Here is a 24153-nt window from a genome sequence, read left to right as displayed (position 1 = left end):
CTAAAATCTCAAGTCTAAAATCGCTAAAAAAAACAAGGAACAGATCGAGAATGGCACGCGCAAAATTTGAACGGACTAAACCCCACGTAAACATCGGCACAATCGGTCACGTTGACCACGGCAAAACAACTTTGACCGCGGCGATTACGATGACTCTATCTGCACTGGGTCAAGCAAAGGCTAAGAACTACGCCGACATCGACGCTGCGCCCGAAGAAAAAGCACGGGGTATTACAATTAATACCGCTCACGTAGAATATGAAACCACAGGTCGTCACTACGCCCACGTGGATTGCCCCGGACACGCTGACTATGTGAAAAACATGATCACCGGTGCTGCTCAAATGGACGGTGGCATCCTAGTAGTGTCAGCGGCAGACGGCCCCATGCCTCAAACTCGGGAACACATCCTGCTAGCTAAACAAGTTGGCGTTCCCAGCTTGGTTGTCTTCTTGAACAAAGAAGACATGGTGGATGACGCTGAACTTTTGGAATTGGTAGAACTGGAAGTTCGCGAACTTTTGAGTTCCTACGATTTTCCTGGTGATGACATCCCCATCGTGACCGGTTCTGGCTTGAAAGCTCTTGAAGCGATGCTTGCCAATCCCAAGACTGTCAAGGGCGATAATGAGTGGGTTGACAAGATTTACAAGCTGATGGAAGAAGTAGATGCTTACATCCCTACTCCAGAACGCGAAATTGACAAGCCTTTCTTGATGGCAGTTGAAGACGTATTCTCGATTACTGGTCGGGGTACTGTGGCTACTGGTCGGATTGAGCGCGGCAGTGTCAAAGTCGGCGAAACAGTCGAAGTGATTGGTCTGAAGGACACTCGCAGCACTACGGTGACTGGTGTGGAAATGTTCACCAAGTCCTTGGATGAAGGCTTGGCCGGCGACAACGTGGGTCTACTTCTCCGGGGTATTTTGAAGGCGGATATTGAAAGAGGCATGGTAATTGCCAAGCCAAAATCTATCAGTCCTCACACTCAGTTTGAATCTGAAGTGTACATTCTGAAAAAAGAAGAAGGTGGCCGTCACACGCCCTTTTTCTCTGGCTACCGCCCTCAATTCTACGTCCGTACAACTGACGTAACCGGTACGATCAAGCAGTTCACTGCTGATGACGGTTCGGAAGCTGAAATGGTGATGCCTGGTGACCGGATTAAAATGACGGTTGAATTGATTCACCCGATCGCGATCGAACAAGGAATGCGCTTCGCAATTCGTGAAGGCGGCCGCACCGTGGGCGCCGGCGTTGTTTCCAAAATCCTCAAGTAGGAATCCGCTAACGTTTTAAATAGCAGAAAAGCCTAATCAAATTTAGTGGCTTTTCTGCTATTTAGTGATGAGTCATCAGTCAGCAGTCAGCAGTCAGCAGTCAGCAGTCAGTAGTTAACGATTAAATAGTGAATAACTAATGACTAATGACTAATGACTAATGACTAATGACTAATGACTAAAAATAAACTGAACCTAGAAAATTCAACAAAAAAAATGGCAACAATTCCACAGCAAAAAATCCGCATTCGCCTCAAAGCTTTCGATCGCCGAATTCTCGACGCATCCTGCGAAAAGATTGTAGATACAGCAAATCGGACAGCAGCCACTGCGATCGGTCCGATTCCCCTACCGACAAAACGGCGGATTTATTGCTTGCTGCGATCGCCCCACGTAGACAAAGATTCTCGCGAACACTTTGAAACCCGCACGCACCGCCGCATTATCGACATTCATCAGCCTTCTGCTAAAACAATTGATGCTTTGATGAAATTGGATTTGCCAGCCGGCGTAGATATCGAAGTCAAGCTGTAGATTGACTGATTTAAAGAGCAAGAAGGAACAATGGAAAAATACTTTGTTCCTTTTTTTTTCAGGACTTATGCAAAGATAGTCAGAAACCGGGTTTTTTACGCAAATTCTGAGCCGTAGCTAAAGTATTATACCAAATCCGGGTTAGTTATGACTCGGCGGTTGAAACCGGGTCTATACAAACAAAATCGGCCTGCGCCGATTGAAGAATAAAGGGGTTTGGAAACCCGGATTTGGTATTAGCTAAAAAACCCAGTTTCTGTGGTATGAGTGCGTCCAAGATTGTGTTTGATGAAAATTTGGGCGATCGACTTGCAAAAACAAATGCGGGCAAAAGCCGATCAACCCCACTGGAAGCTAGATATAGCCCAGTTTGTTGAAGTCCTACTAGACATTGACAAAATAGTTGGCGCTGAGGTTGAGGTTGGTGGAACCTTGAACGATCGCAATCAATTCCAGACGGCTTTCATTCAGGAAGATGGCTGTACCCGTCGGCAGACCTATTGGTGACGCTCCCAAACTATATTTAGACTTAGAGCCAGACAGTTGAATCGTGTCTTCTAAGGAATTGAAGTCTGCAATCAGAGAATAATCGTTGACCCCGGAAGTGCTAAGATTACCATCGCTGTAGAAGGCTGCCCCAGAAGTGCCTAGCACAAAGCGATCGCGCCCAGCCCCACCAGTCAAGGTATCAATTTCGCCCAAACCTTTGCCTGCTGCTGCATCTGCGCCCGTTAGCACGTCGTCGCCTGCATCACCAAAAAGGCGATCGCCACCCGTACCGCCAAAGACAGAATCATTACCGCGCCCTCCATTCAAAATATCGCCGCCAGCATCCCCAAACAGGGAATCATTGCCATCGCCACCAGTAATCTTGTCAATTCCTGCGCCGCCACGAATGTTATCATTGGCTCCACCACCAGCTAGATTATCGTTGTTGGCAGTACCCGACAAGTTTAGGGCAACAACACCTTTATTATTTTTGGTACTGGCATCATTTTCCCCAGTAAATCCCGCGTTGACTACTGTATTTAGGTTGAAAAGAGAGCCGTTGGACTGTGTAAAACTGTTACCTTGGAGCAATTCTGTAAAGAGAGTAGCACCGTAGGTATGGTCGCCACCTAGAAAATTTTTAGGAATGATTGAGTTTCCAGGTTGAAACCAGTCATTTTTGTTGGCATAAATATCGAGAGAACCTAGGCGATCGTTGTAGCCCAAAACTATACTGGTGTGAATTGCTACAACTCGATTCGCATCTGTTGGATCTAGGCGATCGCCTGCACCCTTGCTTTCAAATGCAGGGCCAGCCGGGTCTAATCCCACAATTTGGTCGATCGCTTTTCCGGTAGATTGACGATACGCCGAGCCCGCAAATCCAGCAACGTGCGCCCCTAAACTGTGTCCGATTAAGGTGGTTTGGTTGGGATCTACACCACTATTTCTCAAATAGGAAGCTAGTTGATTTCCCACATCCTGTGTTTTGCCCGCAGAAGGGAAATACAAGACATTACCAGCGATTTTCTCCCAGTCAACCACGATGATATTCGCATTAGACTCTCGCTGGCGAATAGCTTGAGCTTGGTCTGCCAGCCATGGGCCTGGTTTGTAACCATTGCCTGCATTTCCGCCTGTATTTCGCCAGCCATGAATGAGGATATAAGTTGGTGCATTAGGATTGATGCGGCCGGAAAGGTCGATCGAGCCGTTCCCCCAAATATTAAAATTGACTCCTGAAGCGCCAGTAGGATTAGAAGACATTGACCCAAAAGCGTTCATTGTAGTGGTCATGTTCATCGTTCCCGGGCTCATATTGGAAAACATATCGAGGGATAAACTTGCATCCATTCCTGGCAGACTAGAAAAGTTATTGAGCGATAGGTTGCTATTCATGACTCCGAGACTGGTATTGTTTGATGAGGAAGTAATGTTAGAGTTAGAGCTAGAGGTAAAAATCGAAATTGCCATTGGTTTCTCCTTATGTATGTGAAGATTTTCGCTGAATTAAGTTAATTGACTTTGCTGACTTTTGAAATGTCAGATTTTTTCCCATTTTTGGGATTATCTACTGTTCGCCAGTCATCGGAGTCATTGAAATCGATTAGGACTTCTTGATTCGGTTCTCATTGAATTCTCCTCTTGTGAACTATTCAAACGAAGGTGCGCTAGCAGATGGCATAACGCACCCATAAGCTATACTCTGCAAAGTAGAAAATCTAAGCCGCAGAAGCCAGTTCGCCATCACGCAAGACTATATATTCGTGTGAGTAATACTGTTCAGCAGCCTCTAAAAGCCCATCAACTAGCCACCAGTTAACCCCTCCAGAAACAATTCCACCGACCAGGGGAATCCAACCTGTACCAGTCTTTGCCATAAGTTTCGTAGCTAACTTTGCAGCAGCTTTAGATGCAGCTTTAGATGCTAATTTTGCACCAAGTTTAGATCCACCTTTGAGAGCTACTTTTGAAACAAGAACTCCGGCTACCTTAGCAGCTATCTTCGGTGTTGCTTTGCTACAAACCTTAATTCCAACTTTTCCTACTGGAATGGTGCTTGCGGCTTCTCCAAGCCCTGTCCAAATAGACATGATTAAATTCATATCTACGTCATAATCTACATCAATACCTTTGATATGACCAATCCCGAAACAGCCCAAGGCACTGACTCTCCCACACCAGGCCAGATCCGCAGGAATTGCTGCTAACCCCATAGGACCCCCTAAAGCACCTGATATTCCCCCGGATGCTACAACCATCGCTATGCGTTCTTCTTTCCAGCCCTTGATGGAGTAGCCTTTTACCTGTTTTTTCAATTGTTCTCGTTCCATAGTGTTACCGAGGTTTGCCAAATCTTTGAACGTCTGTGCGATGTTATCATTGAGGCTCATATCGATCGCTCCTGTTTTTAGATTGATAAGAGAGTAGAGTTGTTTGGAATTGCTAAAATGGGGTATTAAGGAAACTGCCGAAGGGTATTTATCTAGAGTGCGTCAGATGTTAAAGTGAATTATTTAACATCTAACTTTTAGATCTGACGCACCTTACTCAACTAGCAACCCCCTCCACCAAAGCCACCGCCACCAAGGTTATTAAAGTTACCCAGGCTATTGGGTAGGTTTGATAAACTGGGAGGCAGAGAAGAAGATGTGGGATTGGATGCTTGTTGATTTTGTTGAGCTGCGTTAGCTGCATTAAGCAGAGCGCTTGTAGCTGCGGCTGCACCCAGTCCACCTGTGACGCTCTTAGCATATCGCACGCTTTTTTTGGGTTCATCGCCAGCAGCAACAGCACCAGAAACAGCACCTACAATACTGGAAATTACAAAAATGCTAATGGGGTCGATCATAAATCCTCCAAGAATTTTACAGGGTCTTAGCAAACCTCTGATTTGCTCGGACATTTACACGATAATCTTGGGTACCCAAGTCTGTCAGTAAGAAAAGTAAGGAGTTTTAATGTCCAGATAGTCACAAAAGTCACATTGTGGTAAACTTGAGGGTAAAATCATACTCTTCGATAAGCTATGAACCTTGAGGAAGCGCTAAAAATCACTAACGATTTAGTTATTGCCAAAAAAGGAAAAAGTCTTACTCCCCTGCAAAATGCAATACTTCAGGTATCTTGGGAAGACGAAAAATACAGTGATGTGCGTGAACAGTATCAACATCAATACCACAATGGGTATATAAAAAATCAAGCATCCCTACTGCTGAAGCTACTTTCAGAGATTTTAGGGGTCACCGTTACCAAAAAAACCTTCCGAGCCTTACTGGAGGAGCGTTTCCAGTCAAAGGAAGTTACGCAGTCTCAAGTTCGAGAACAGTGCGAACAGCTAGTCACCACGCCAAACGTAGACTGGGGAACAGCAGAACGTGTCTACTATTGCTACGGCCGCACTCAGGAACTAGGTACATTAGAAAAATGGATAGAGGACAAATGTCAATTAATTTTTCTGCTGGGTGAAGGAGGTATAGGTAAAACTACTCTCTCGATCGAATTAGCAAAAGAAATTCAAAATAAATTTGACTATATAATCTGGCGAAGTCTTGAGAAATCGCCACCAGTAGAAAAATTTCTAGCAGATGCAATCAAATTATTTTCTAATCAGCAAGAAACTACACTACCAGAGACTTTAGAGGATCAAATAACCAGACTGATTCATTATTTAGAATCTTCACACTGTTTTTTGATATTAGATAATGCAGAGTCAATTCTTCAAAGTGGTAGCCACATAGGTCAATATCTGGAAGGATATCAAGGATATGGTGATTTGCTAAAACGAATAGCTCAATCATCTCATGAAAGCTGTTTGCTAATCACCAGTCGAGAGATACCAGAAGCAATTGACTTAATGGCGAGCGAAAATCAAAGGATACAATCCTTAGAGTTAGATGGTTTAAAAGTGGAAGAGGGTCGAAAAATTTTTACCAAAATAGGAGATTTTTTTGGCTCTGAAAATGAGTGGAATTTAGTTATTGAACACTATGCAGGTAATCCTTTTGCATTGAAGGTGGCAGCAAAAGAGATACAATATTCATTAAGCGGAAATTTATCTGTTTTAGTTCAAAATTATTTTGAAGGAGGCTTGTTAATTTTTAATAAAATTAACGATTTATTAGAGCGTCAGTTTGACCGTCTATCTCCGTCCGAACAAGTAATTATGTACTGGCTGGCGATTAATTATGAGTCAGTTTTATATAAAGAACTACAAGAGGATATTTTTTCAAGGGAATTCAAAATAAAAATACTTCAATCTCTAGCATCTTTGAGGCGACGATCGCTCATCGAAAATACCGAATTGGGATACACACAGCTACCTGTATTGAGAGAACACGTTATCAATAGATTAATAGATAAAATATGCCAAGAAATTAAGACAGAGCAAATAGAACTTTTGAACAGCTACTCTCTCTGCAAAGCCACATCCAAAGACTATATTAGAGAAACTCAAGTTCGCCAAATTATCAGGCCATTGCTCGAAAGATTGGTTCAGGAACTTGGCGGCAAAAGAAATGTCGAAAATAAACTCAAACAAATTATCTTAAATTGCCAAAAACAATCGCCTCAAGCGCCTGGATATTTAGGAGGTAATATTATCAATATATTGTGCGAACTAGAAACCGATTTAACAAACTATGATTTTTCGGATTTAACTATTTCCCAAGCTTATCTGCATGGAGTTCAATTACATCATGTTAATTTTGCCAACTCTGACTTATCTAAATCTGTTTTTTCTGAACCATTAGGCAGCATTCTCTCAGTAGCATTTAGTTCTGATGGCAAATTCTGGGCGACAGGTGATGCAGATAAAAATATTTATATTTGGCGAGTAGCGGACGGTCAACTAATTACTACTTGTGTAGGTCATACTAATTGGGTAAGGTCTGTTGTCTTTCATCCCCAAAAACAAATTTTAGCTAGTGGGAGTGACGATCGCACCATTAAGTTATGGAATATTAATACGGGTGAAAGTCTTGCCACATTACAGGGACACACCGATCGAGTTTGGTCAGTAGCCTTCAGTCATGACGGTAAGATATTGGCTAGTGCTAGTGATAATGCCGATCGCACCGTAAGATTGTGGGATGTGGATGATGTTGACTCTCCTCAATTTCTGCGAACTCTACCACATAGTTACTGGGTAGTCAAAGTTGCTTTCAACGATCGAGGGACAACTCTAGCCAGTGGGAGTGCCGATCGAACTGTAAAATTATGGGATGTTAATACAGGTGAATGTCAGAATACCTGGCAAAACCTCTCGCATCAGGTTCGATCGATCGACTTTAGTCCTGATGGTAAAACTTTAGCGATTGGTACGGATGATAAACTTGTCAGATTGTTGGATATTAAGACTGGTAACTGTCTCAAAGAATTTTTGGGACATGATGGAAGAGTGTGGTCAGTTGCTTTTAGTCCTGACGGTCAAACTCTGGCTAGCGGTGACCATCTAACTGTCAAGTTATGGAATATTGAAAATGGTGAATTATTACTTACTTTACCAGAAATCGATCGCCGAATTAGAGCCATAGCTTTTAGTCCTGATGGTGAAACTCTCATTAGTGGTAGTGACGATCAAAGTATCAGATTGTGGGATGTCCGCAAAGGCGAATCTTTGAAAACTATCTATGGCTATACTCAACGAGTGTGGTCAGTTGCTTTTTCTCCTGATGGAAAAACCCTTGTTAGTGGAAGTGACGATCGCACAGTTAAACTGTGGGATATCGAGACAAAAAGATGCAAAATATTGGGTATAGCCCAAAAGCGCGTTCAGTCAGTTGCATTTCATCCTCAAGGAACAAAAATAGCCAGTGGCGGTAATGATGGTAGGGTGCAATTATGGGATATAGGTATTGGTAACTGTTTCACTTTCCCAGAGAAACACAGAGATTGGATTTGTTTAGTAGCTTTTAATGCGGAAGGAACAAAACTGATTAGCACTGGGGACGATCGCATGATAAAATTATGGGATGTTCAACAGCGTCGCTGCCTGCAAACTTACGATTATCCATATTGGATTCGATCGCTTGCTATCAGTCCTGATGGTGAGAATATAGCGCTCGGCAGTGATGATAAAATTGTACAAATATTGAATTTGAAAACAGGAGAAACTACTAATTTAGGAGAACATGAAAAGGGAGTTTATTCAGTTGCTTGGAGTTCTGATGGTAAAATTATTGCCAGCGGGAGCGATGACCTCATTATCAAGCTATGGGATAGCAACACACATAAATGCTTGCAGATATTAAAAGGACATACCGATCAAATCAGATCGGTTGTATTTAGTTATAATAGCAAACTGCTTGCTAGTGGTAGTGATGACTGTACGATTAAGCTGTGGGATGTAGAAAGTGGTGTTTGCCTCAAAACTTTTACTGAACATGAAAATCGAGTTCGCTCCGTTGCTTTTAGTCCTGATGGATTGATGCTGGCAAGTGGGAGTGAAGATGAGACAATTAAACTGTGGAATATAACAACATATTCCTTTATAAAAACGCTGAAAGCTGAGCGCCTTTATGAAAGCATGAATATTACAGGCGTGACTGGGGTTCAGAAAACAACTCTGAAGGCATTAGGTGCAGTAGAAAATTAGCAATATGTTTAGGTTAATAGGCAAACCTACTTTATTTTAATCTTTAAACCTATGTTGCTCGGATTTAATGGGCGATCGGAAATTTTGGCACACTATATGTAGCGCGATCGCGTCCAAGACTGTAAATCCCCCGATGGCGGCTGCCGATCGCCGATGACGGATGTTTTCAAGCTGACAGGACTTAGTACACTTGCGTTTAACCTTACATCTTGCACCATTCTCAAGAACAGGCAAGATGCCTGTTCCACAAAAATTTAATTTTGTTGTGGGATGGGCATCCTGCCCGTCCGTGAAAGGCTAGTTGAGAATGGTGCAAGATCTGAGTTTAACCGCATTTTCCCCCGATCGCCCCTCACCCCGCCCGGAATTGCCTGTAATCAGTTAAAGTAAGAATAAAGAAGCGCAAGTACCGTCACCTTTGAGCGACAATGGCATCCTCTTCCTCTGTAGCAGTTTGCGAACTCCCCTTATTTCCGTTGCCGGAAGTGGTTCTATTTCCAGGTAGACCGCTGCCGCTGCAAATCTTCGAGTTTCGCTATCGAATCATGATGAATACGATTCTGGAGGGCGATCGCCGTTTTGGTGTGCTCATGTGGGACCCGAACCAAAACAAAGTCTCAGCCGTTGGTTGTTGCGCCGAAGTCATTCACTGTCAGCGCCTCCCGGACGATCGCATGAAAATCATGACTCTCGGACAGCAGCGGTTCCGAGTCCTCGACGCCGTTCGGGAAAAACCCTATTTAGTCGGTTTAGTAGAATGGATTGAAGACGAACCGCCACAAACAGACCTCCGATCTTTGGGGAAAGAAGTCGAACAACTGCTTCGCGATGTAGTTCGCCTCTCTAGCAAATTGATGGATCAGCCGATCGACCTACCCGAAGACATTCCCAGTTTGCCCACAGAACTGTCCTACTGGGTAGCCAGCTACCTTTACGGTGCAGCAACAGAACAGCAAACTCTTTTAGAATTGCAAGATACTGCTGCGAGATTGGAACGCGAAACCGAAATTTTAACTTCCACTCGCAACCACTTGGCGGCGAGGACTGTACTGAAAGATACGCTCAACTAGCGAATTGGCGCAGGCAAAAAGTACGATCGACTTTGCCTGCATTGAAGCCAAAATTACACAGAAATCATACCATTTTCGCATTGGAGCATTGGAGCATTGGAGATTAAATAATTGAGAATTAATAGACCTTTTACAAAAATATGTAGCAACGGGCAAGATGCCCGTTCCACAAAAATAAATTATTCTGTGGAACGGGCATCTTGCCCGTTTCAAAATTAGATGCTTGTGTTAGAAAATCTCGACCAACCGAAACCATACGATGCAGTTAGAGGCGGTCAACTGCCGCCTCCGGTGGGTGCTGCGGTACTCGGCGGACTAGCAGGAGTCAGACACCGACTGTCTAGTTCAGTCAGCGAACATCAGATTGCAGCGCTAAAGGAAGCCTTCAATTACGGCGATGCAGGCTTAAAAATAGTCATTAAGATTTGTCAAAGCGAAACTGGGCCTGTGCAGCGGGCGGCCTGCGATTTGCTGCGAGAGAGGTTAAGTGCGATCGCCCGCGAAAAATTGCAAGCCTTTGTACCAGCAAGTTTAGATTCAGAAACAGGGGCAGACAAAACTCAAAAAATATTAAAGAACTCAGCCAGTACAGTCTCAGAAAAAGGCGATCGGCAGTTATCAGAAGCACAGTTAATATTTGAGACAACTGTGCAGCAGATGGAACCCAATTTGTTACTTTTAGAAGCATTAGTAGCATCTGTAGAACGCGAAGGCTTTACCCGCGAACTGATGAATTTTTGGGATTTGTTAATTTTAGAAATTCAACAACCTCTCAAAGAACTGCGCCAAGCTGTTGGCAGCGCGATTTCCGCCCAACTCCGCATTCAGTGGCAGTACAATCAAGCTGAATCCCAAGCCAATCAGTGGCAGCAGCGAGCTTTGCTAGCTCTTCAGAAAGGCGATGAAAACTCGGTTCAACAAGCCTTGGTTCGCAAGAAAATCGAGTTGGATAAGGTGGCAGAAGTAAAAATTGATTTAGACGAGCAAACTGTGCGAGTAGAAACTCTCAACCGCAACTTGCTAGCTTTGGAAAGTAAGATTGCTGAAGCTAATTCTAAGAAAGAAATACTAAAGATGCAGGTTCATTTTTCTAAGGTACAGGAGCAAATTAACAGCACTTTCAGCGAAATGAATAATATATTTTTTAGTCCTTAGCTGTCGGATTATGTGCAGATATATTGCCTGATTTTAGACTTGTCTGATGCAAAACTGAATGGCCCCGCTTAAATTTGTGGCCTCATCTAACTTAGCGCCTTCGCGGTTAGCGCCGCACAAAAATGCCCCGCTCAAATTAGCACCGCGCAAATCAGCTTCTCTCAAATCCGCGTCCTGAAGGTTACTTTCACACAAAAATGCTCCTCTCAAGTTGGCTCTTCTGAGACTTGCTCCCCGCAGTTTTACCTCACTGAGATTTGCTCCTTCGAGATTGGCTTCATCCAAGCAAGCATCTATGAGGTTGGCTTCCATCAAGTTGGCTTTATACAAGTTTGCCCCGGTTAAGTTGACACCAATCATTTTCGTGTCTCCCAAGTTGGCATTTTCCAGGTTTGCATTAATCAGCTCAGCCCCTGTTAATCTGGCACGAGTTAGCTTTGATCCCCTGAGATCTGCCCCATTCAGCTCCGCCATGAGCAGACAGGCATTTTCGAGGTTTACACCAATTAAGTTAGCCCCACTTAGGTCTGCTTCAGCTAGAATTATGTCCTTTAAATTGGCACAGGCGAGGCAAATATGAAGTAGGGAAGCTTGTGACAGAGAAGCACCTATTAAGTTGGATTCGTGAAAATCTCTTTCTCCGGCTGCATATCGCTTGAGAAGTTCATCAGCATTCATCTCGCTAGCCCCCTAAGTATTAATACAATCATACTACTGACAGTACAGTGTAGCAACCAAAGATTTTTAAAGTTTCCGTGTGATTTTTTAACTCGGATAGTGCCGATCGCACTAATGTAGAACCAGCATCCGCTTCAACGTCCATAAAGAAAATGTATTCTCCGAGCGATCGCTTAGTCGGGCGAGATTCAATGCGACTTAGGTTAATACCGCGACTAGCAAATACTTGCAAAGGTTTTACCAGTGTTCCCGGCATATTAGCAGGTACGCTAAAAGCTAGTGACGTGTGAGTACAATTCGCCGAAGTTGAATCTAGGTGCGAGTTAGCCGCTAGTGTGGCGCCGGATGTAATTGATGACTCGTGGGATTCTGCGAAGTTTCCTAATTTTCCTGCATCGGAGCCAAGTATCCAAAATCGAGTGTAATTGTCGGGATAATCATTAATCGGGCTCGCCAGCACGGGCAATTTGTAGAGTTCGGCGGCTCTTGGCGAAGAGATTGCCGCTATACTGCTATCTTCTAGATAGTGCAACGCTTCCGTCGTTGAATTTGCCGGAATCAACTGAGCCTGTGGGATAAACTCGGCCAACCACAACTGACACTGAGCTAGGGCTTGCGGGTGAGAGTAAACTTTTTGAATCTCGTTTAAATTGGGAGCATTTGACAGCAGCGCGTGGGAAATCGGCAAAACCAAGGCGTGTTTAATTCGCAGTGCATCCAGCCGCCACAGGGTATCTAGGGTGACAGTGACGCTACCTTCTATGGAATTTTCTACCGGGACAATTGAGAAATCAACCAGCCCGGAGGCAGATGCCTCTAGTGCCTGAGAAATGGTGGAATAAGGATAGAGGGTGCATTCGGAGTTAGTTTCCCGGCTCAACCAATTGACATAAGCCTGAGCGGCTGTTTCTGCATTAGTACCTACAGGGCCGAGATGTGCGATCCTCTTCGAGGGCTTCGCTAACGAAATTTTCATAATAATCGGTAATTTTGCGTTACAAATGTTTGCTTTACTCTCATCAGTCGGCAAGTATGATGAAAAAATTAGCTTGAGTCCCGAAAGCTTTTATCCGTTATTTCTCGGATGACATGGCGGGAGTGGGCGAGTTAACCCACAACTCATATCACCCTAAAAAAGTTATAGTTTATTAAGATATGCTTACGAATCCTATATATTGACATATTCTCATGTATATCCGTTTTAATGCTTCCCAATCCGTTGAGATCGCCGTACCAGATGAACGGGTTCCCATTCAACATTATCTGCGCCAGCCGAGGCGACTGGTGAACGCTCTAGTCGATCGTACTCGCACAGAGCAACTAAGCGATGACTGTTTCCGCCTGAAAATGCGACCGTTACAATTTATGATGCTCAGCATTCAACCCACAGTAGACATGAGGGTATGGGCGCAGTCGGAGGGCACAATTAATTTGGAGTCCGTCGGCTGCTCGATTCTTGGTGTGGATTATATAAACGATCGCTTTGCTCTCAATCTCAAAGGAAAGCTTTACGTGCACCAAGATAGTGGGGTAGCGTACTTGAAGGGAAAAGCGGATTTAGAGGTGCAAGTAGAGTTACCGCCACCGTTTTGGCTGACGCCCAAACCTATTTTAGAAGCAACGGGCAACGGTTTGCTCAAGAGTGTGCTCCTGGGCGTCAAACAGCGGTTGATGTATCAGTTGCTCTTAGATTACCGCCGCTGGGCAAGCAGCGAAACTGAGGTAATATCGAGCGATATTCCCCAAATCTTATCTGTAGAAGGTTGATTGGATACTAGATATAGCTTGTCGAGCGCAAGATAAGTTATGTCTGGTAATTGGTAATTGGTAGTTCCTATAAGCTGACTGAGGTTTCAGAAGGTAAAAATTATCGCCAGCAGTGTGTCCGATCCCTGGTGCTTCTAGCAGAATTTGCCATACCTCATCTTTCTGATAACCGCTATAAGTTGTTAATTATAGAAGAAAGAAGAAACCATAAAAGCTTATATTTGAGCAATTAAGAACGTCTGTACCGTCGCCCGCGGTTGCTATATTAGTTAGACTAGACGAAAGAATAGTGCACCCTGAGCTTTGTGAGAGTGGGCGAGCAGGCAGAGATAGCGCACATCAGTCAAAATCGATGTGAGTGAGCGCTCCCTCTTCATCGTCTTCGATGATTGCTCTAGGCCCAGACCAAGTAGTTGAGTTCTCTTTGGAAACTTCGTCCTTTTTGCCGGCCTTTTCGCGCTGTGGCGGCCGAGTTATTTTGCTCGGTTGCACATTTGTCGCGCCCACCCGGATGCGGATTTTTGGCCCGGAATTGCCCAAGCGAATGGTCATCCCGTCCGCTACTGACACCTGAGCGATCGGTTTATCATCTACATAAGTGCCGTTAGCGCCAAAATTAATAATTTCCCAGCCATAAGAATGATTCCACAGCTCTACGTGGTGGCGGGAAACTACAGCGCTGTAAATAATTACATCATTGTCGTTCGATCGACCGATCCGAACCACAGATTCGGATTCAAAACACCAACTTTGAACCGGGACAGACTGAATAGGATGTAGCAGAGTTAAGGTAATCACGGATGTTTTGACACTCCCCCCCATGACAGAAACGGGGATGCTTCAAGAACCAATTTTTGCGATAAAACCGCAAAACATTTGATGCTTAAAGGCGTTGTCAGTGCGCCGCTACTCCCTCGCTTTGCCGTAAAAGTTGAACTTTTGACTGCTTGAGGCATTTGAACAAACTTTTGATTGTTGGCTTGGACTCCAGGTGCGAACTTTGCCTGCGATCGATCGCCACCAAACGCGATGGTATTAATCTGGTGAACTTTGCCGTGATTGACAGCAGTGCGAAGCGCTCGATCGATTGGATCTCGGATGCAGCTACCGGGCGCTTCGCCCATCTGGGCCCATCGATCGGTAGAGTGACGATTTTCCCACCCGTCTATCGGAGAATTCAACTCAGACGAGTGCTGGTTGCACCGCTGATTCGAGTTTTCGAGCGGGCGACAGTCTGCGACGATCGGCGAATCGCTGTTTGCCCCTGCAGAAGCCAACCAATTATTAAGGCTGCGGGTTCTAGATAAAATACGAGTTGGTTCTCTCAAACAGCATAGGTGTTTTAGGGTTGCTAACATTTTTCGTATTGATGCGATACCTTTAAAATACAATGCTTTGAGCCCCACTGGAATTCTTCGCCCAAAAAGCCTTTATTTCGCGTAATCTATACCGATCGACCTTCCGGGCGCGGGCTACCCCAAAAATGCGATCGGCAAGCAGCTACTTTCTCGATCGGGAAAGCCGCACTTCAGGGCAAATCCGACTCTGGCGGTTGAGCCCGATCGGGCGGTACAGATTCATCCTTTTGGCGCTTCAACTCTGCGACTTTTTCTTGAGCTACATCCCTGACTTCTAGAGCTTTATCTTGAAGTTTTTCCGCCAGATTTTGAGCGTTCCGCTTCACACCAGCCACATTTTTGAGAGTTCTGTCAAGATCTTCCTGTAAAAACTCGGCTACCATGCCGACTTTGTGGTGCAGTCCCTCCGCGTACTGCACCGGTTCCGATACAGTAGCCTCAGAGACGATCGCCCGCTTGCTGCCGAGCGTCGAAATCGCCTTCACCGGCAACAAGTAAATCCCGTCTAAAACGCCGCGCCAGCCGCTAGATTTAAACAGGTAATCGCTAACAGAACCAGTCCGGACATCAAATAGGTAGTCAACCACCGTACCTGCCTTATTTCCTGCGTCCGTGAGTACCTCAAGGCCGATCGGACAAATAGCTTGTTCCGGCTGATGCAATTCCGGCAGTTCCGGGTTAATGGTCACAAAAACATTTTCGCCCACCGTATCAACTTGCGCCCAAGCGAACCAGCGTTTTTTGCTGCCCAAAAGTCCCGATTTGCAAGTAAAGCCGATCGTCCGCTGGGAGTGAGGATCGAGCCAAAGCCGATCTACCCTGCCGACCTCTTCCGCCGTTCTGCGGTCGATCGTGCGGCGGTTGATCAGTTCGCTGCGCTTAACAATCTGGTGTGATGTATTCATAAATAAACTCCTGAGTGCCGCCTGCAAGAAAAATGTCGATCGTCCAAAGATGCCGATTTAATATTCTTCTTCTTCTTTTTCTTCCAAATAATGGGGAGTATTTTCTGCCTCAGTTAAATCATCCTCTTCCCTCGAAGTGCCAATTTCTTTTTGGCTGGGAATAGGAATCGTGCTAAGGAGTGCGCCCCCGGAGGGAGCGTGAATTGCCTTAGCATCCCTTGACTTAACGCTAGTTTGTGCTAACTGGGCGGAGGACTGATTCGCACCGACGTTGATTTGAATTTTCGGGCCCGAGCGAGCCAAGTGAACGATCAGACCGTCCACAACGGGAACCTTAGCGATCGGCTTACCATCGAGGTAAGTACCGTTGGTACCTAAATTGATCAGTTCCCAAGTTATGCCGCTGCGTCGCAATTCGATGTGGCGACGAGAAACCACAGCGCTAAAAAGAACGACGTGGTTTTCAGTCGATCGCCCGATCCGGACAACCTGTTCGTCATCAAAGATCCAACTGCGGACGGGAATAGACTGGAGTGGATGTAGCAAGGTCAGCTTAATCACATTGGCAGCATTGAGTTTTGGTAGAGCGCCTCAAGATGCGATTTTAGATTTTAGACTTTCGATCGCCCAATCCAAACTCGATCTAAGAGATTTGAAACAGAAACGTAACCAGGTCTCCTTTCCCCAGAGAGATGCGGTCTCCCGGCCGCAACCGATGTCGGTTTCCCTTGGGCAGGGGAGTATTGTTGACGTAAGTGCCGTTTGAACTGCCTACATCTTCTAGGTAGCAAGCATCTCCCTCCACCCGGAGATTTGCGTGTACCCGAGAAACTATCTCAGAATTTGCAAATCCCGAAACATCAATATCTGGCGGCACCAAGTCATTTGGCTTGCCGATGTGAATCACAGCGAGATTGTGAGGCAATTCCATCGGCGTATTGGTCTGAACGTGTATCAGTCGCGCCGACTGCTGTTGCAGTTGAGTTTTAGCCACACCCGCTGGCTGTGGGTCCGGAACCGGGGGAGAGATATTTGGTGCTGTTGCCACCGATTCTGTTGTAACAGGAACCGAGAGGGACGGCGCGGGATCTGGAATCGTCGGAATGCTGGCGGGAGTTTTTTCCAAGTTCGGCCCCGGATGTGGGGTAACTAGAGGTTCCATGGCGATCGTCGGCGGTTCGGTTGCTCCTAAGTCCGGCACCAGTGGCGATACCACTGTGGGGCCCACAGGCGAGGCGGACGGTACTGTCACCTCAACTTCTGGAACTATGGAACCCGGACGCAAATTAAAGCCGCACTGACCGCAAAATGCTGCATCTGTCTGAACCGCCGCACCGCAGTTTGAGCAACTGGCGGTAACGGGTAAAGGCGTGTAACAAGACTCGCACTGGCTGGCCCCGTCGGGGTTCTGGTGATTGCAATTGGGACAGACAATCATCGATTTCTCCTTGCTATCGGCCAGATTTTCCAATCAGCCTCATAAAAATAGTCGGTAAGTGAGAAACTCAGAGTCTTTAGACCTGAGAGGGAAACGACCCGGGCGGTTTCAACCGCCTTGAATCTTTCTTGTCATTACCGCCGGGCGAGTTGCTTGGTTTGGTGTACTTTTGTAATGCACTTTCGACGGGACAGTTACCGTTTCAAACCTTGCAACCCTGTACGCATAATGTTTGCTCTTGTGGAGCCTCCCTTCCGGGGTAATGTTCGCTTCGCCAAAGTTATGAGGGCTTGTTGGGCCAGCAGCACTGTTTCAGTGACCTTGAAACTGTTTAACTACTGGCGACAGAGCAAGGGACTAGCGTCGCATCCACAGGGTGTCGTGACCCAAATAACGTAGTCAGTGAAGACTTAGGCCCGTCAGAATGGCTTACTTGATTGCTCTTGCAAGCCCAATCTCTTTAAAGTTGGGTTCCTGACAAAAATAGTCGTGTATATGGTCAAATTTTAACTTTAACCGCCACAATTCTTATATTGCTTTGCTAATACTAGCAACTGAGTTCGCGCCGTGACATTCGGAGCGAAGGGAAAGAATGAGTTAGGGATACTGCTGACAGTGCTGACACTGCCTGCTCTCTCACCTATTTTACTGCAACGCCTGCTGCGGCATCGAGCAGCCACCAAAGTTCGCCCTCTGGTTGAACGAGTCTGGCTGGATATGTCGTGGAGTCGGCTGCGGGGGCAAAAATTTGACTGAGGGCGGGTTGTTTGCTGGCTCCTGCGACCATGAAGATGACGCACCGGGCGCGGTTGATTAAGGGGACTGTAAAGGTGATGCGGGGTTGACCGTCTTTGTTGCCGACGGTTATTAGGGAGTCGCGGACTTGTAGGGCTGCTGTGCCGGGGAATAGAGAGGCTGTGTGGGCGTCGTCTCCTATGCCCAATAGGATGATGTCGAAGGCGGGAAACTCGCCGTCGGATATTTTGAAGAATTGCTGCAATTCGGTTTGGTGCGCCGAGGCGTCGGCTGCGGGGTCAGCCGAGCCTGTGGGCATGGGGTGGATGTTGCTGGCGGGGATGTTTACTCGATCGAGCCAAGCGAGGCGCGCCATTTTTTGATTGCTATCCGGGTGATCTGGCGCAACGTAGCGTTCGTCGCCCCAGAAAACGTGAATTTTGTCCCAAGGCAGGTCTTGGGTGGCGATCGCTCTGTAAAGAGGTTCTGGTGTGCTTCCGCCCGCCAAGGCGATCGTGCAAACTCCACGTTCTGCGATCGCTGCTGGGATTTTGGACAGGACAACCGCGAGCGATCGCTCTATGAGTTCTTCCCGATTTGCTAATACTTCTACTACTTTTTTCATTAATTTCCTCTCAACTTTCCTCTTCGTCTGAATCTCAACAATTACCCAAATTTGACCTTGACATTTTGCTTTGAGGTCGATCGGCTGATACGCTTGGAAGGCTCTACACCGCGTCAACTCGGATTTTATCATTCTTATGTCTGCTTTATTTTACCGGGCAAAACTTATTTCGGTCGGTACTCAATCGACCTTCACCTGTTGCATACATCTGTAGCAACCGTTCCCGAGAGTTAGGACGTTCTTAATTGCACTTTTCACAAGATGATATATAGTGGAACTTCCTTGATAGTTCTTGCTTCTGCTATTATATTTTTCGCAACTTGCAATCAAAATCGCGATCGCACTTACCTGGGGACAGCAAAAATCATCAAGATTGATGTGGTAGACTATGAAAAATAGTTTTAAGTCCCCTGGCTCGGATGGAAGCAAAACTATGTCAAATTTCAAGAAATTCCCTACATCTGTCCGCTATCTAATAGCGCGGTTCCGCCACTGGACGCAACCGTCGGTTTGGGCTCCGCTAGCCGTGCTGTGTGCGGGAGGGTTATTTATCTGGGAAGTCTCCGTAAATCCAGAAAGGTTGAGCATAGATGGCGAAGAAGAAGCAGCAAGCTCAAACAATCCAGATGCGCTCCCCGGACTGTCTGCTGAAGATAGTGCCATTGCCGCTGAAATCGACAGCTTGCCGGTGCTAGCCAATCAGTTCAATCGCTCCAATTCTGAACTGAACTTGTTGAATTCATCAGCAGTCAAAGGCAAAGGTTTATTCGACGAAATTCGCACTCGCGGCTTAGAAAAGCCTAAGCGATCTTCAGAGCCAAAGCCGACGGCAATCAACACATTTATGTCGCTGTCAAATTTACAAAATCCTGCGATTGGGAGTGTAAACAATAACCCGCAAAATTCCAGCTTGCCAAGTTCAAACCCGACATCAGATTGGAGTTTATCTGGCAGTGGGACGACGATTTCCGGGATAAAAACGATCGAGTCTAACTCTGCGGGTACACCGGAAGCAACTTTACCGGAGGCATCAGGTAGCGGTAATTCCAGCAAACAAAACGACAATCCTCTGCCTTTGAGTCCGCTGCAAGCAGCCATGAAAAAATACGTCGCTGCTGACATTTCAGCAACGGCGGCGGCCGTGAAAACTGCAAACACCCCTAAATTGCTCGATCGACCTGCTTCTTTTGGGTCTGGGACAAATCCGGCAAATTTGTTGCCAACGGTAGCTACAGCTCAAGGGAGAGCAAATCCTGTGAATGTTCCTGCACCCCTCTCCCCCGTTCCGGCTTCTACTAATACAATTATTAGCGACTCTCAACAATTTTTAAACCCGGCAGCTACACTTCCTGAATCATTTGCCGGGTTAAATTCCAAAGCATCAGTCATCCCCACAATTACTCCACAGGTTCCAACGGTGGCTTTGCCCAAAAATCCCTACCAAACTAATTTATCCGACTCGGGCTTCGCACCGGAAGTTCAACCTGTGGCGCTTCCTGTCGCCACACCTTCACCAATACCGCTAATTCCGAATTTGGGGCAATCCCCTAGCACGAGTGCGATCGGAGCAAACAAGATAATTAACCCTCAATTCTCTCCCTATTCAGCGAATTCTCAATTTCAACAACCTCAACCGAGCCAGATTAATTTGCCAAGCCAGCCTAACTTTGGAGTAGTTCCCCAAAATACCGATCGGGGCGGGCAGCCAATTCAACCGCAACCTTTTTCTACACCTCGCTCTTTGACTCCGGGGCGCTATATTGGTGGCGGGGAAATCAATACTTTTGCTAATCCTTAAATGAAGGAAGTTCGGCAACGGATTATTTAACAGATTTAACGGATTTAACGGATGATATCATGTCCGATCGATTGACCCAATAAGCAAGGTTTGTAGTGCGGACTTCAGTCCGCTTTATGCTGCGGACTGAAGTCCGCACTACAAACCGTTTTTGTGATGGGTTTGTAGTGCGGACTTCAGTCCGCTTTATGCTGCGGACTGAAGTCCGCACTACAAACCGTTTTTGTGATGGTAATCAACCGGACATGATGTGACTTAGCTGTAGGGTGTGGCTCCCTTAAAAATCCCTGAATTTGACAGACAATTTCACAGCGACGCACCTGAAAAACACGGATGGAAGAAACAAACCTAACACTTTTTTGTAGTAAGACTTTTGAGCAATGGTATAAGGTGCGTCGCTATGAGATTGTCGATATTGAGTTAGAGATTTTTTTTGGGCGATCCACCCTAGGAATGTGAATTTTCCAAATTTCTAATTTGATTGGTAAAACTTACCGAGAGGCGGCTCTTCCTAACAACAATCCGCCGATTCCCAAGCCAAATGCGATCGGCAACCAAGCCGATAGAATCGGTGTTAAAACAGCTTTCACGCCCATTGAACTGGTGATGAAAGAAAATACGTAGTAAGTAAAAATTACCACCACGCTAATACCAAAACTCGTGCCTTTCCCCGATCGCCTCGGTTGAGTGCCCAAAGCGGCTCCCACTAAGCCAAATACCAAGCAGACAAAGGGAAAAGCATATTTTTCTTGAATTCGCACCCGGAGTTTGCGAATTTGCGGTGCATCGCCGCTGTTTTTAATGATTTCCAAACGCTCTAAAGCTTGAGCAATGTTCATTTCCTTGAAATCTCGGACTCTCGCAGCTAAATCTAAGGGCGTGCGGGGGAGTTGCAATTGCTGGTGTTGGAATCTAACTATATTGCGGTAAGAGCCGTCGGGAGCTACTATATAAGCGGTGCCGTTGAAAAAATCCCAGGTGTTTTCTGAGGGATTCCAAGTCGCTGATTCTGAAGAAACGATTTGATTGAGGCCTGGGGCGGAGCGATCGATAATTGTTAAACCTTTCATTTGCTGGCCGTCAAACTGTTCTGCATAAAAAAATCGGGACAGGATTTCTTCACCGCCTTTTTCGGGTTTGCGAAATTCTGTGTAGATAATATTTCGATCTTGAAACGTCGGTTTTTCTCGCTTCAGGGCTCTGTCTAAAGTTAATGTGGCTCTGTAGCTGGCGGCGGGTACGACTAATTCTTGCAAAGCAAAGGTGAAGCCGGCAACTATTAAACTCATAATGACTGCGGGCATTATCAATCGGTACACGCTAACTCCGCAACTGCGGAGGGCGATGAGTTCGCTGTCGCTGGAAAGTCGGCTGTAGCTCATTAGGGTTGCTAGCAGCATTGACATGGGGAAAGCTAATACTACAAAGTACGGAATTTGCAGCAGAAAAATTTCCATTGCGGCGCCGTAGGGGAGGCCTGATTCTGCTACTCTGCGGACTAATTCAAATAAGGCTCCCACGGTGACGGCGACTGATGTAAATAGTCCGACGCCAAACAGAAATGGGCCGATTAGTTCTTTGGTAATGTACCAGTCCATTACTGATATTCTCGGCAGCCTGTTGAGGGGATTGAAGGATTTGGACGTTGCTATTTTCATACTTTGGCGTTTTTGCCGATCGCTCCTTAAGTTAAAATTTAAATTCTCAATTTTAAATTTCTTGGGAGTTACGCAGGGGTGGTCAGAAACCGGGTTTTTTTACGAAAATCCTTCGTTATATTCCAAAGATTAACTAAAAAACCCGGTTTCTTGGACTTTGAATGCGTAAGTCCTGTTTCTGTCTTGTGCTTTTAAAAGACTATCGCACGAAGTTGTCGCCTAAGTAATACTGCCGCACTAAAGGGTTGCTGTAGAGTTCTTCTTCAGCCCCGGAGGCTAAAATTTGACCGTCTCGCATGATGTAGGCTCGATCGGTAATTTCGAGGGTTTCTCGGACGTTGTGATCGGTGATCAGGATGCCGATTTTACGATCGCGCAGTTTGGCAATAATCGTCTGAATTTCGTCAACTGCGATCGGATCGACACCTGCGAAGGGTTCGTCTAAAAATAGGAACATCGGCCCGTCTCGCCCAGCAGCTAAAGCTCTCGCCAGTTCAGTCCGCCGCCTTTCTCCCCCGGAGATTTGAATTCCCAAACTGGATGATATTTTTTCTAAGCGAAATTCTTGCAACAGGAAATCGACTCGATGGTTCCATTCCCAGCGGGGGACTTGAGTTTGTTCTAAAACTAACAAAATGTTGTCGCGCACGCTCATATTGCGGAAAATGCTGGCTTCTTGAGCTAGATAGCCTATTCCCAACTCGGCGCGTTTGTGCATGGGCAATTTAGTGATGTCTAAATCGTTGAGCCAAACAGTCCCTTGATTGGGTTTTTCTAATCCGGTGGCGATGTAAAATGTTGTGGTTTTGCCTGCACCGTTGGGGCCGAGCAGTCCGACGATTTCTCCTTGGGCTACTGAAAGGTTGACGCGACTGACTACATTGCGTTTTCCGTAGGATTTGTGAATATTTTCGAGTACAATTTTCATGCTCGCCTAGGCAAATTCTAAGAAGAAGTCATTAGTCATTAGTCATTAGTCATTAGTCATCAGTCATTAGTCATCAGTCATCAGTCGTCATCAGTCATCAGTCATCAGTCATTAGTCATTAGAAACAACTGTCAACTGTCAACTGTCAACTGTCAACTGTCATTCGCATCTATTCTGGGCTTTCAATTGTCGTGCATTTCAGCTTTGATATCGGAACAGGCAGGATGCCTGTTCCACAAGAATGGCAATAAAAATTATTGTTTTAGGCAGATATCCAACAGTTGATGTTTTTGCCGGTGCGAAATTTTGCTGCGATTGGGGGCTGTTATCTGGGGGCTGTTCGGGGACGGGCGGGCGGTTTAACAGCGGGATTTGGATTAACCGGAGCCGGTTTGGGCCCGATCGCATTTTGGGCTGCTGCATCTTGTTCTGGCGCCACCAGATATACGGATTCTACCTGTCCTGGGTTGTCTGGCAGGGCAATAAACCGACCTTCATCGATCAAGTATGTCACGGTTTCGCCGCGCAGGCTGTTGCCCTGCTGCAATACGTACACGTCGCCGCTGAGAATGATCCGGCGCTCGCGGCTGAAGTATTGAGCTTGGGCTGCGGTGGCTTGTATTTGGCGGGCTGGATAGTTGATTTGGACGTTGCCGCGGGCTGTCACGATGCCTGTTTTGGAGTCGGCTTCTTGAACGTCCGATCGCACGGAAAGAGTGCGGGGCGGGGCGGCTTGCGGGTAGGTGGGAGAGGCGATCGCGCCAGCCAGAGTCAGCGGCAAGAGCAGCGATAATCCTTTGAATAGGCGGGAATTGAGTAGTTTAGCGGAGGGCATCATAGCTTGGCAAGCCTCAAAATTTTTGAAATTGCTGAAGGGCATTATCTCACCCCTGATTTTTCTCTAGGGAGATTAGATCTACCACACGCGATCGGTTAGGTATTTTATCTTAACGGCCGTGAAAAATTTCGGTTAGGTCGATCGACCTGCCCGAGAGCGTCAATCAATTATCCTAGCAAGACAGCAGCCCTTTCTTCGCCTGTTTGGATGATTTACTGGAGAAAGCAAGTTTTTTGACGGTTGCTCGCATCCGGAAGTTTCGGGCAAACTCTATAGGTACCAAGGAATAAGCTGTCCGCAGT

22 protein-coding genes are annotated in these 24153 nt (G+C 46.1%); 7 read left to right on the top strand and 15 right to left on the bottom strand.

Annotation, left to right across the window (positions count from 1 at the left end; translation table 11 throughout):
• Positions 1 to 50: 50 nt before the first annotated feature.
• Together tuf and rpsJ are read left to right on the top strand one after the other, a co-directional pair.
• Entirely contained in the window at positions 51 to 1280 is a 1230-nt protein-coding gene (gene tuf, locus JGK39_RS07355; protein WP_293256139.1) for an elongation factor Tu, read from the top strand.
• A 225-nt stretch (positions 1281 to 1505) separates the two neighbouring features.
• Complete coding sequence (gene rpsJ / locus JGK39_RS07350; protein WP_265238410.1) at positions 1506 to 1814, top strand: 30S ribosomal protein S10; 309 nt, start codon at positions 1506 to 1508, stop codon at positions 1812 to 1814.
• A gap of 384 nt (positions 1815 to 2198) precedes the next feature.
• On the opposite strand, the gene JGK39_RS07345 is transcribed toward rpsJ, so the two are convergent.
• The 3 genes from JGK39_RS07345 to JGK39_RS07335 all read right to left on the bottom strand — a co-directional run bounded on the left by JGK39_RS07345 (position 2199) and on the right by JGK39_RS07335 (position 5154).
• Positions 2199 to 3776 carry a hypothetical protein gene (locus JGK39_RS07345; protein ID WP_293295812.1) on the bottom strand — a complete coding sequence of 526 codons (1578 nt, stop codon included), beginning with the start codon at positions 3774 to 3776 and terminating at the stop codon, positions 2199 to 2201.
• Between the two features lie 248 nt (positions 3777 to 4024).
• The gene (locus tag JGK39_RS07340; protein WP_293295810.1) at positions 4025 to 4696 is read right to left on the bottom strand and encodes a hypothetical protein; all 672 of its coding nucleotides are present in this window, start codon (positions 4694 to 4696) and stop codon (positions 4025 to 4027) included.
• A gap of 161 nt (positions 4697 to 4857) precedes the next feature.
• Complete coding sequence (locus JGK39_RS07335) at positions 4858 to 5154, bottom strand: hypothetical protein (protein WP_293295808.1); 297 nt, start codon at positions 5152 to 5154, stop codon at positions 4858 to 4860.
• A gap of 177 nt (positions 5155 to 5331) precedes the next feature.
• Here JGK39_RS07335 and JGK39_RS07330 point away from each other — a divergent pair, with 177 nt between their 5' ends.
• Positions 5332 to 8898, top strand: coding sequence for an NB-ARC domain-containing protein (locus JGK39_RS07330; protein WP_293295806.1), 3567 nt, complete (start codon positions 5332 to 5334; stop codon positions 8896 to 8898).
• 92 nt (positions 8899 to 8990) lie between these two features.
• Here the strand turns inward: JGK39_RS07330 and JGK39_RS07325 are convergent, their stop codons facing one another.
• On the bottom strand, positions 8991 to 9146 hold the full coding sequence (locus JGK39_RS07325; protein ID WP_293249744.1) for a hypothetical protein: 156 nt from the start codon (positions 9144 to 9146) through the stop codon (positions 8991 to 8993).
• Between the two features lie 180 nt (positions 9147 to 9326).
• Here JGK39_RS07325 and JGK39_RS07320 point away from each other — a divergent pair, with 180 nt between their 5' ends.
• Complete coding sequence (locus tag JGK39_RS07320) at positions 9327 to 9968, top strand: LON peptidase substrate-binding domain-containing protein (RefSeq protein ID WP_293249741.1); 642 nt, start codon at positions 9327 to 9329, stop codon at positions 9966 to 9968.
• A 219-nt stretch (positions 9969 to 10187) separates the two neighbouring features.
• Positions 10188 to 11123 carry a PspA/IM30 family protein gene (locus tag JGK39_RS07315; protein WP_293295804.1) on the top strand — a complete coding sequence of 312 codons (936 nt, stop codon included), beginning with the start codon at positions 10188 to 10190 and terminating at the stop codon, positions 11121 to 11123.
• A 33-nt stretch (positions 11124 to 11156) separates the two neighbouring features.
• Here the strand turns inward: JGK39_RS07315 and JGK39_RS07310 are convergent, their stop codons facing one another.
• Positions 11157 to 11801 (bottom strand): pentapeptide repeat-containing protein, encoded by a 645-nt coding sequence (locus JGK39_RS07310; protein ID WP_293249735.1) that lies wholly within the window; start codon positions 11799 to 11801, stop codon positions 11157 to 11159.
• Between the two features lie 28 nt (positions 11802 to 11829).
• The gene (gene pheA, locus JGK39_RS07305) at positions 11830 to 12777 is read right to left on the bottom strand and encodes a prephenate dehydratase (protein ID WP_293249732.1); all 948 of its coding nucleotides are present in this window, start codon (positions 12775 to 12777) and stop codon (positions 11830 to 11832) included.
• Positions 12778 to 12989: 212 nt separating this feature from the next.
• On the opposite strand from pheA, the gene JGK39_RS07300 reads away from it, so the two are divergent.
• On the top strand, positions 12990 to 13568 hold the full coding sequence (locus JGK39_RS07300) for a DUF1997 domain-containing protein (RefSeq protein ID WP_293249729.1): 579 nt from the start codon (positions 12990 to 12992) through the stop codon (positions 13566 to 13568).
• 339 nt (positions 13569 to 13907) lie between these two features.
• Here the strand turns inward: JGK39_RS07300 and JGK39_RS07295 are convergent, their stop codons facing one another.
• From JGK39_RS07295 to pgl, 6 genes are all read right to left on the bottom strand, one after another.
• Complete coding sequence (locus JGK39_RS07295; RefSeq protein WP_293249726.1) at positions 13908 to 14366, bottom strand: FHA domain-containing protein; 459 nt, start codon at positions 14364 to 14366, stop codon at positions 13908 to 13910.
• A complete protein-coding gene (locus tag JGK39_RS07290; protein ID WP_293249723.1) occupies positions 14363 to 14926 on the bottom strand; it encodes a hypothetical protein in 564 nt (187 codons plus the stop codon). Before JGK39_RS07290 ends, JGK39_RS07295 begins: the two co-directional genes overlap by 4 nt.
• 170 nt (positions 14927 to 15096) lie before the next feature.
• Complete coding sequence (locus JGK39_RS07285) at positions 15097 to 15831, bottom strand: PRC-barrel domain-containing protein (RefSeq protein ID WP_293249720.1); 735 nt, start codon at positions 15829 to 15831, stop codon at positions 15097 to 15099.
• Between the two features lie 57 nt (positions 15832 to 15888).
• The gene (locus JGK39_RS07280) at positions 15889 to 16392 is read right to left on the bottom strand and encodes an FHA domain-containing protein (RefSeq protein ID WP_293249717.1); all 504 of its coding nucleotides are present in this window, start codon (positions 16390 to 16392) and stop codon (positions 15889 to 15891) included.
• A gap of 82 nt (positions 16393 to 16474) precedes the next feature.
• Entirely contained in the window at positions 16475 to 17269 is a 795-nt protein-coding gene (locus JGK39_RS07275; protein WP_293249714.1) for an FHA domain-containing protein, read from the bottom strand.
• Between the two features lie 640 nt (positions 17270 to 17909).
• Positions 17910 to 18629 carry a 6-phosphogluconolactonase gene (gene pgl / locus JGK39_RS07270; protein WP_293249765.1) on the bottom strand — a complete coding sequence of 240 codons (720 nt, stop codon included), beginning with the start codon at positions 18627 to 18629 and terminating at the stop codon, positions 17910 to 17912.
• A 433-nt stretch (positions 18630 to 19062) separates the two neighbouring features.
• Here pgl and JGK39_RS07265 point away from each other — a divergent pair, with 433 nt between their 5' ends.
• Positions 19063 to 20427 (top strand): hypothetical protein, encoded by a 1365-nt coding sequence (locus JGK39_RS07265; RefSeq protein WP_293249711.1) that lies wholly within the window; start codon positions 19063 to 19065, stop codon positions 20425 to 20427.
• Positions 20428 to 20918: 491 nt separating this feature from the next.
• Here JGK39_RS07265 and JGK39_RS07260 read toward each other — a convergent pair whose 3' ends face one another.
• The 3 genes from JGK39_RS07260 to JGK39_RS07250 form a co-directional block, all read right to left on the bottom strand.
• On the bottom strand, positions 20919 to 22085 hold the full coding sequence (locus tag JGK39_RS07260; protein ID WP_293249708.1) for an LptF/LptG family permease: 1167 nt from the start codon (positions 22083 to 22085) through the stop codon (positions 20919 to 20921).
• Between the two features lie 199 nt (positions 22086 to 22284).
• Positions 22285 to 23013, bottom strand: a complete 729-nt coding sequence (lptB, locus tag JGK39_RS07255) for an LPS export ABC transporter ATP-binding protein (protein WP_293249705.1) — start codon at positions 23011 to 23013, stop codon at positions 22285 to 22287.
• A gap of 325 nt (positions 23014 to 23338) precedes the next feature.
• Positions 23339 to 23851 (bottom strand): LptA/OstA family protein, encoded by a 513-nt coding sequence (locus tag JGK39_RS07250; RefSeq protein WP_293249762.1) that lies wholly within the window; start codon positions 23849 to 23851, stop codon positions 23339 to 23341.
• Positions 23852 to 24153: the final 302 nt, after the last annotated feature.

The sequence above is a fragment of the Microcoleus sp. PH2017_12_PCY_D_A genome (assembly GCF_020738565.1).
Lineage (GTDB): Bacteria > Cyanobacteriota > Cyanobacteriia > Cyanobacteriales > Microcoleaceae > Microcoleus.
This window is presented reverse-complemented; position numbering and strand designations above follow the sequence as displayed.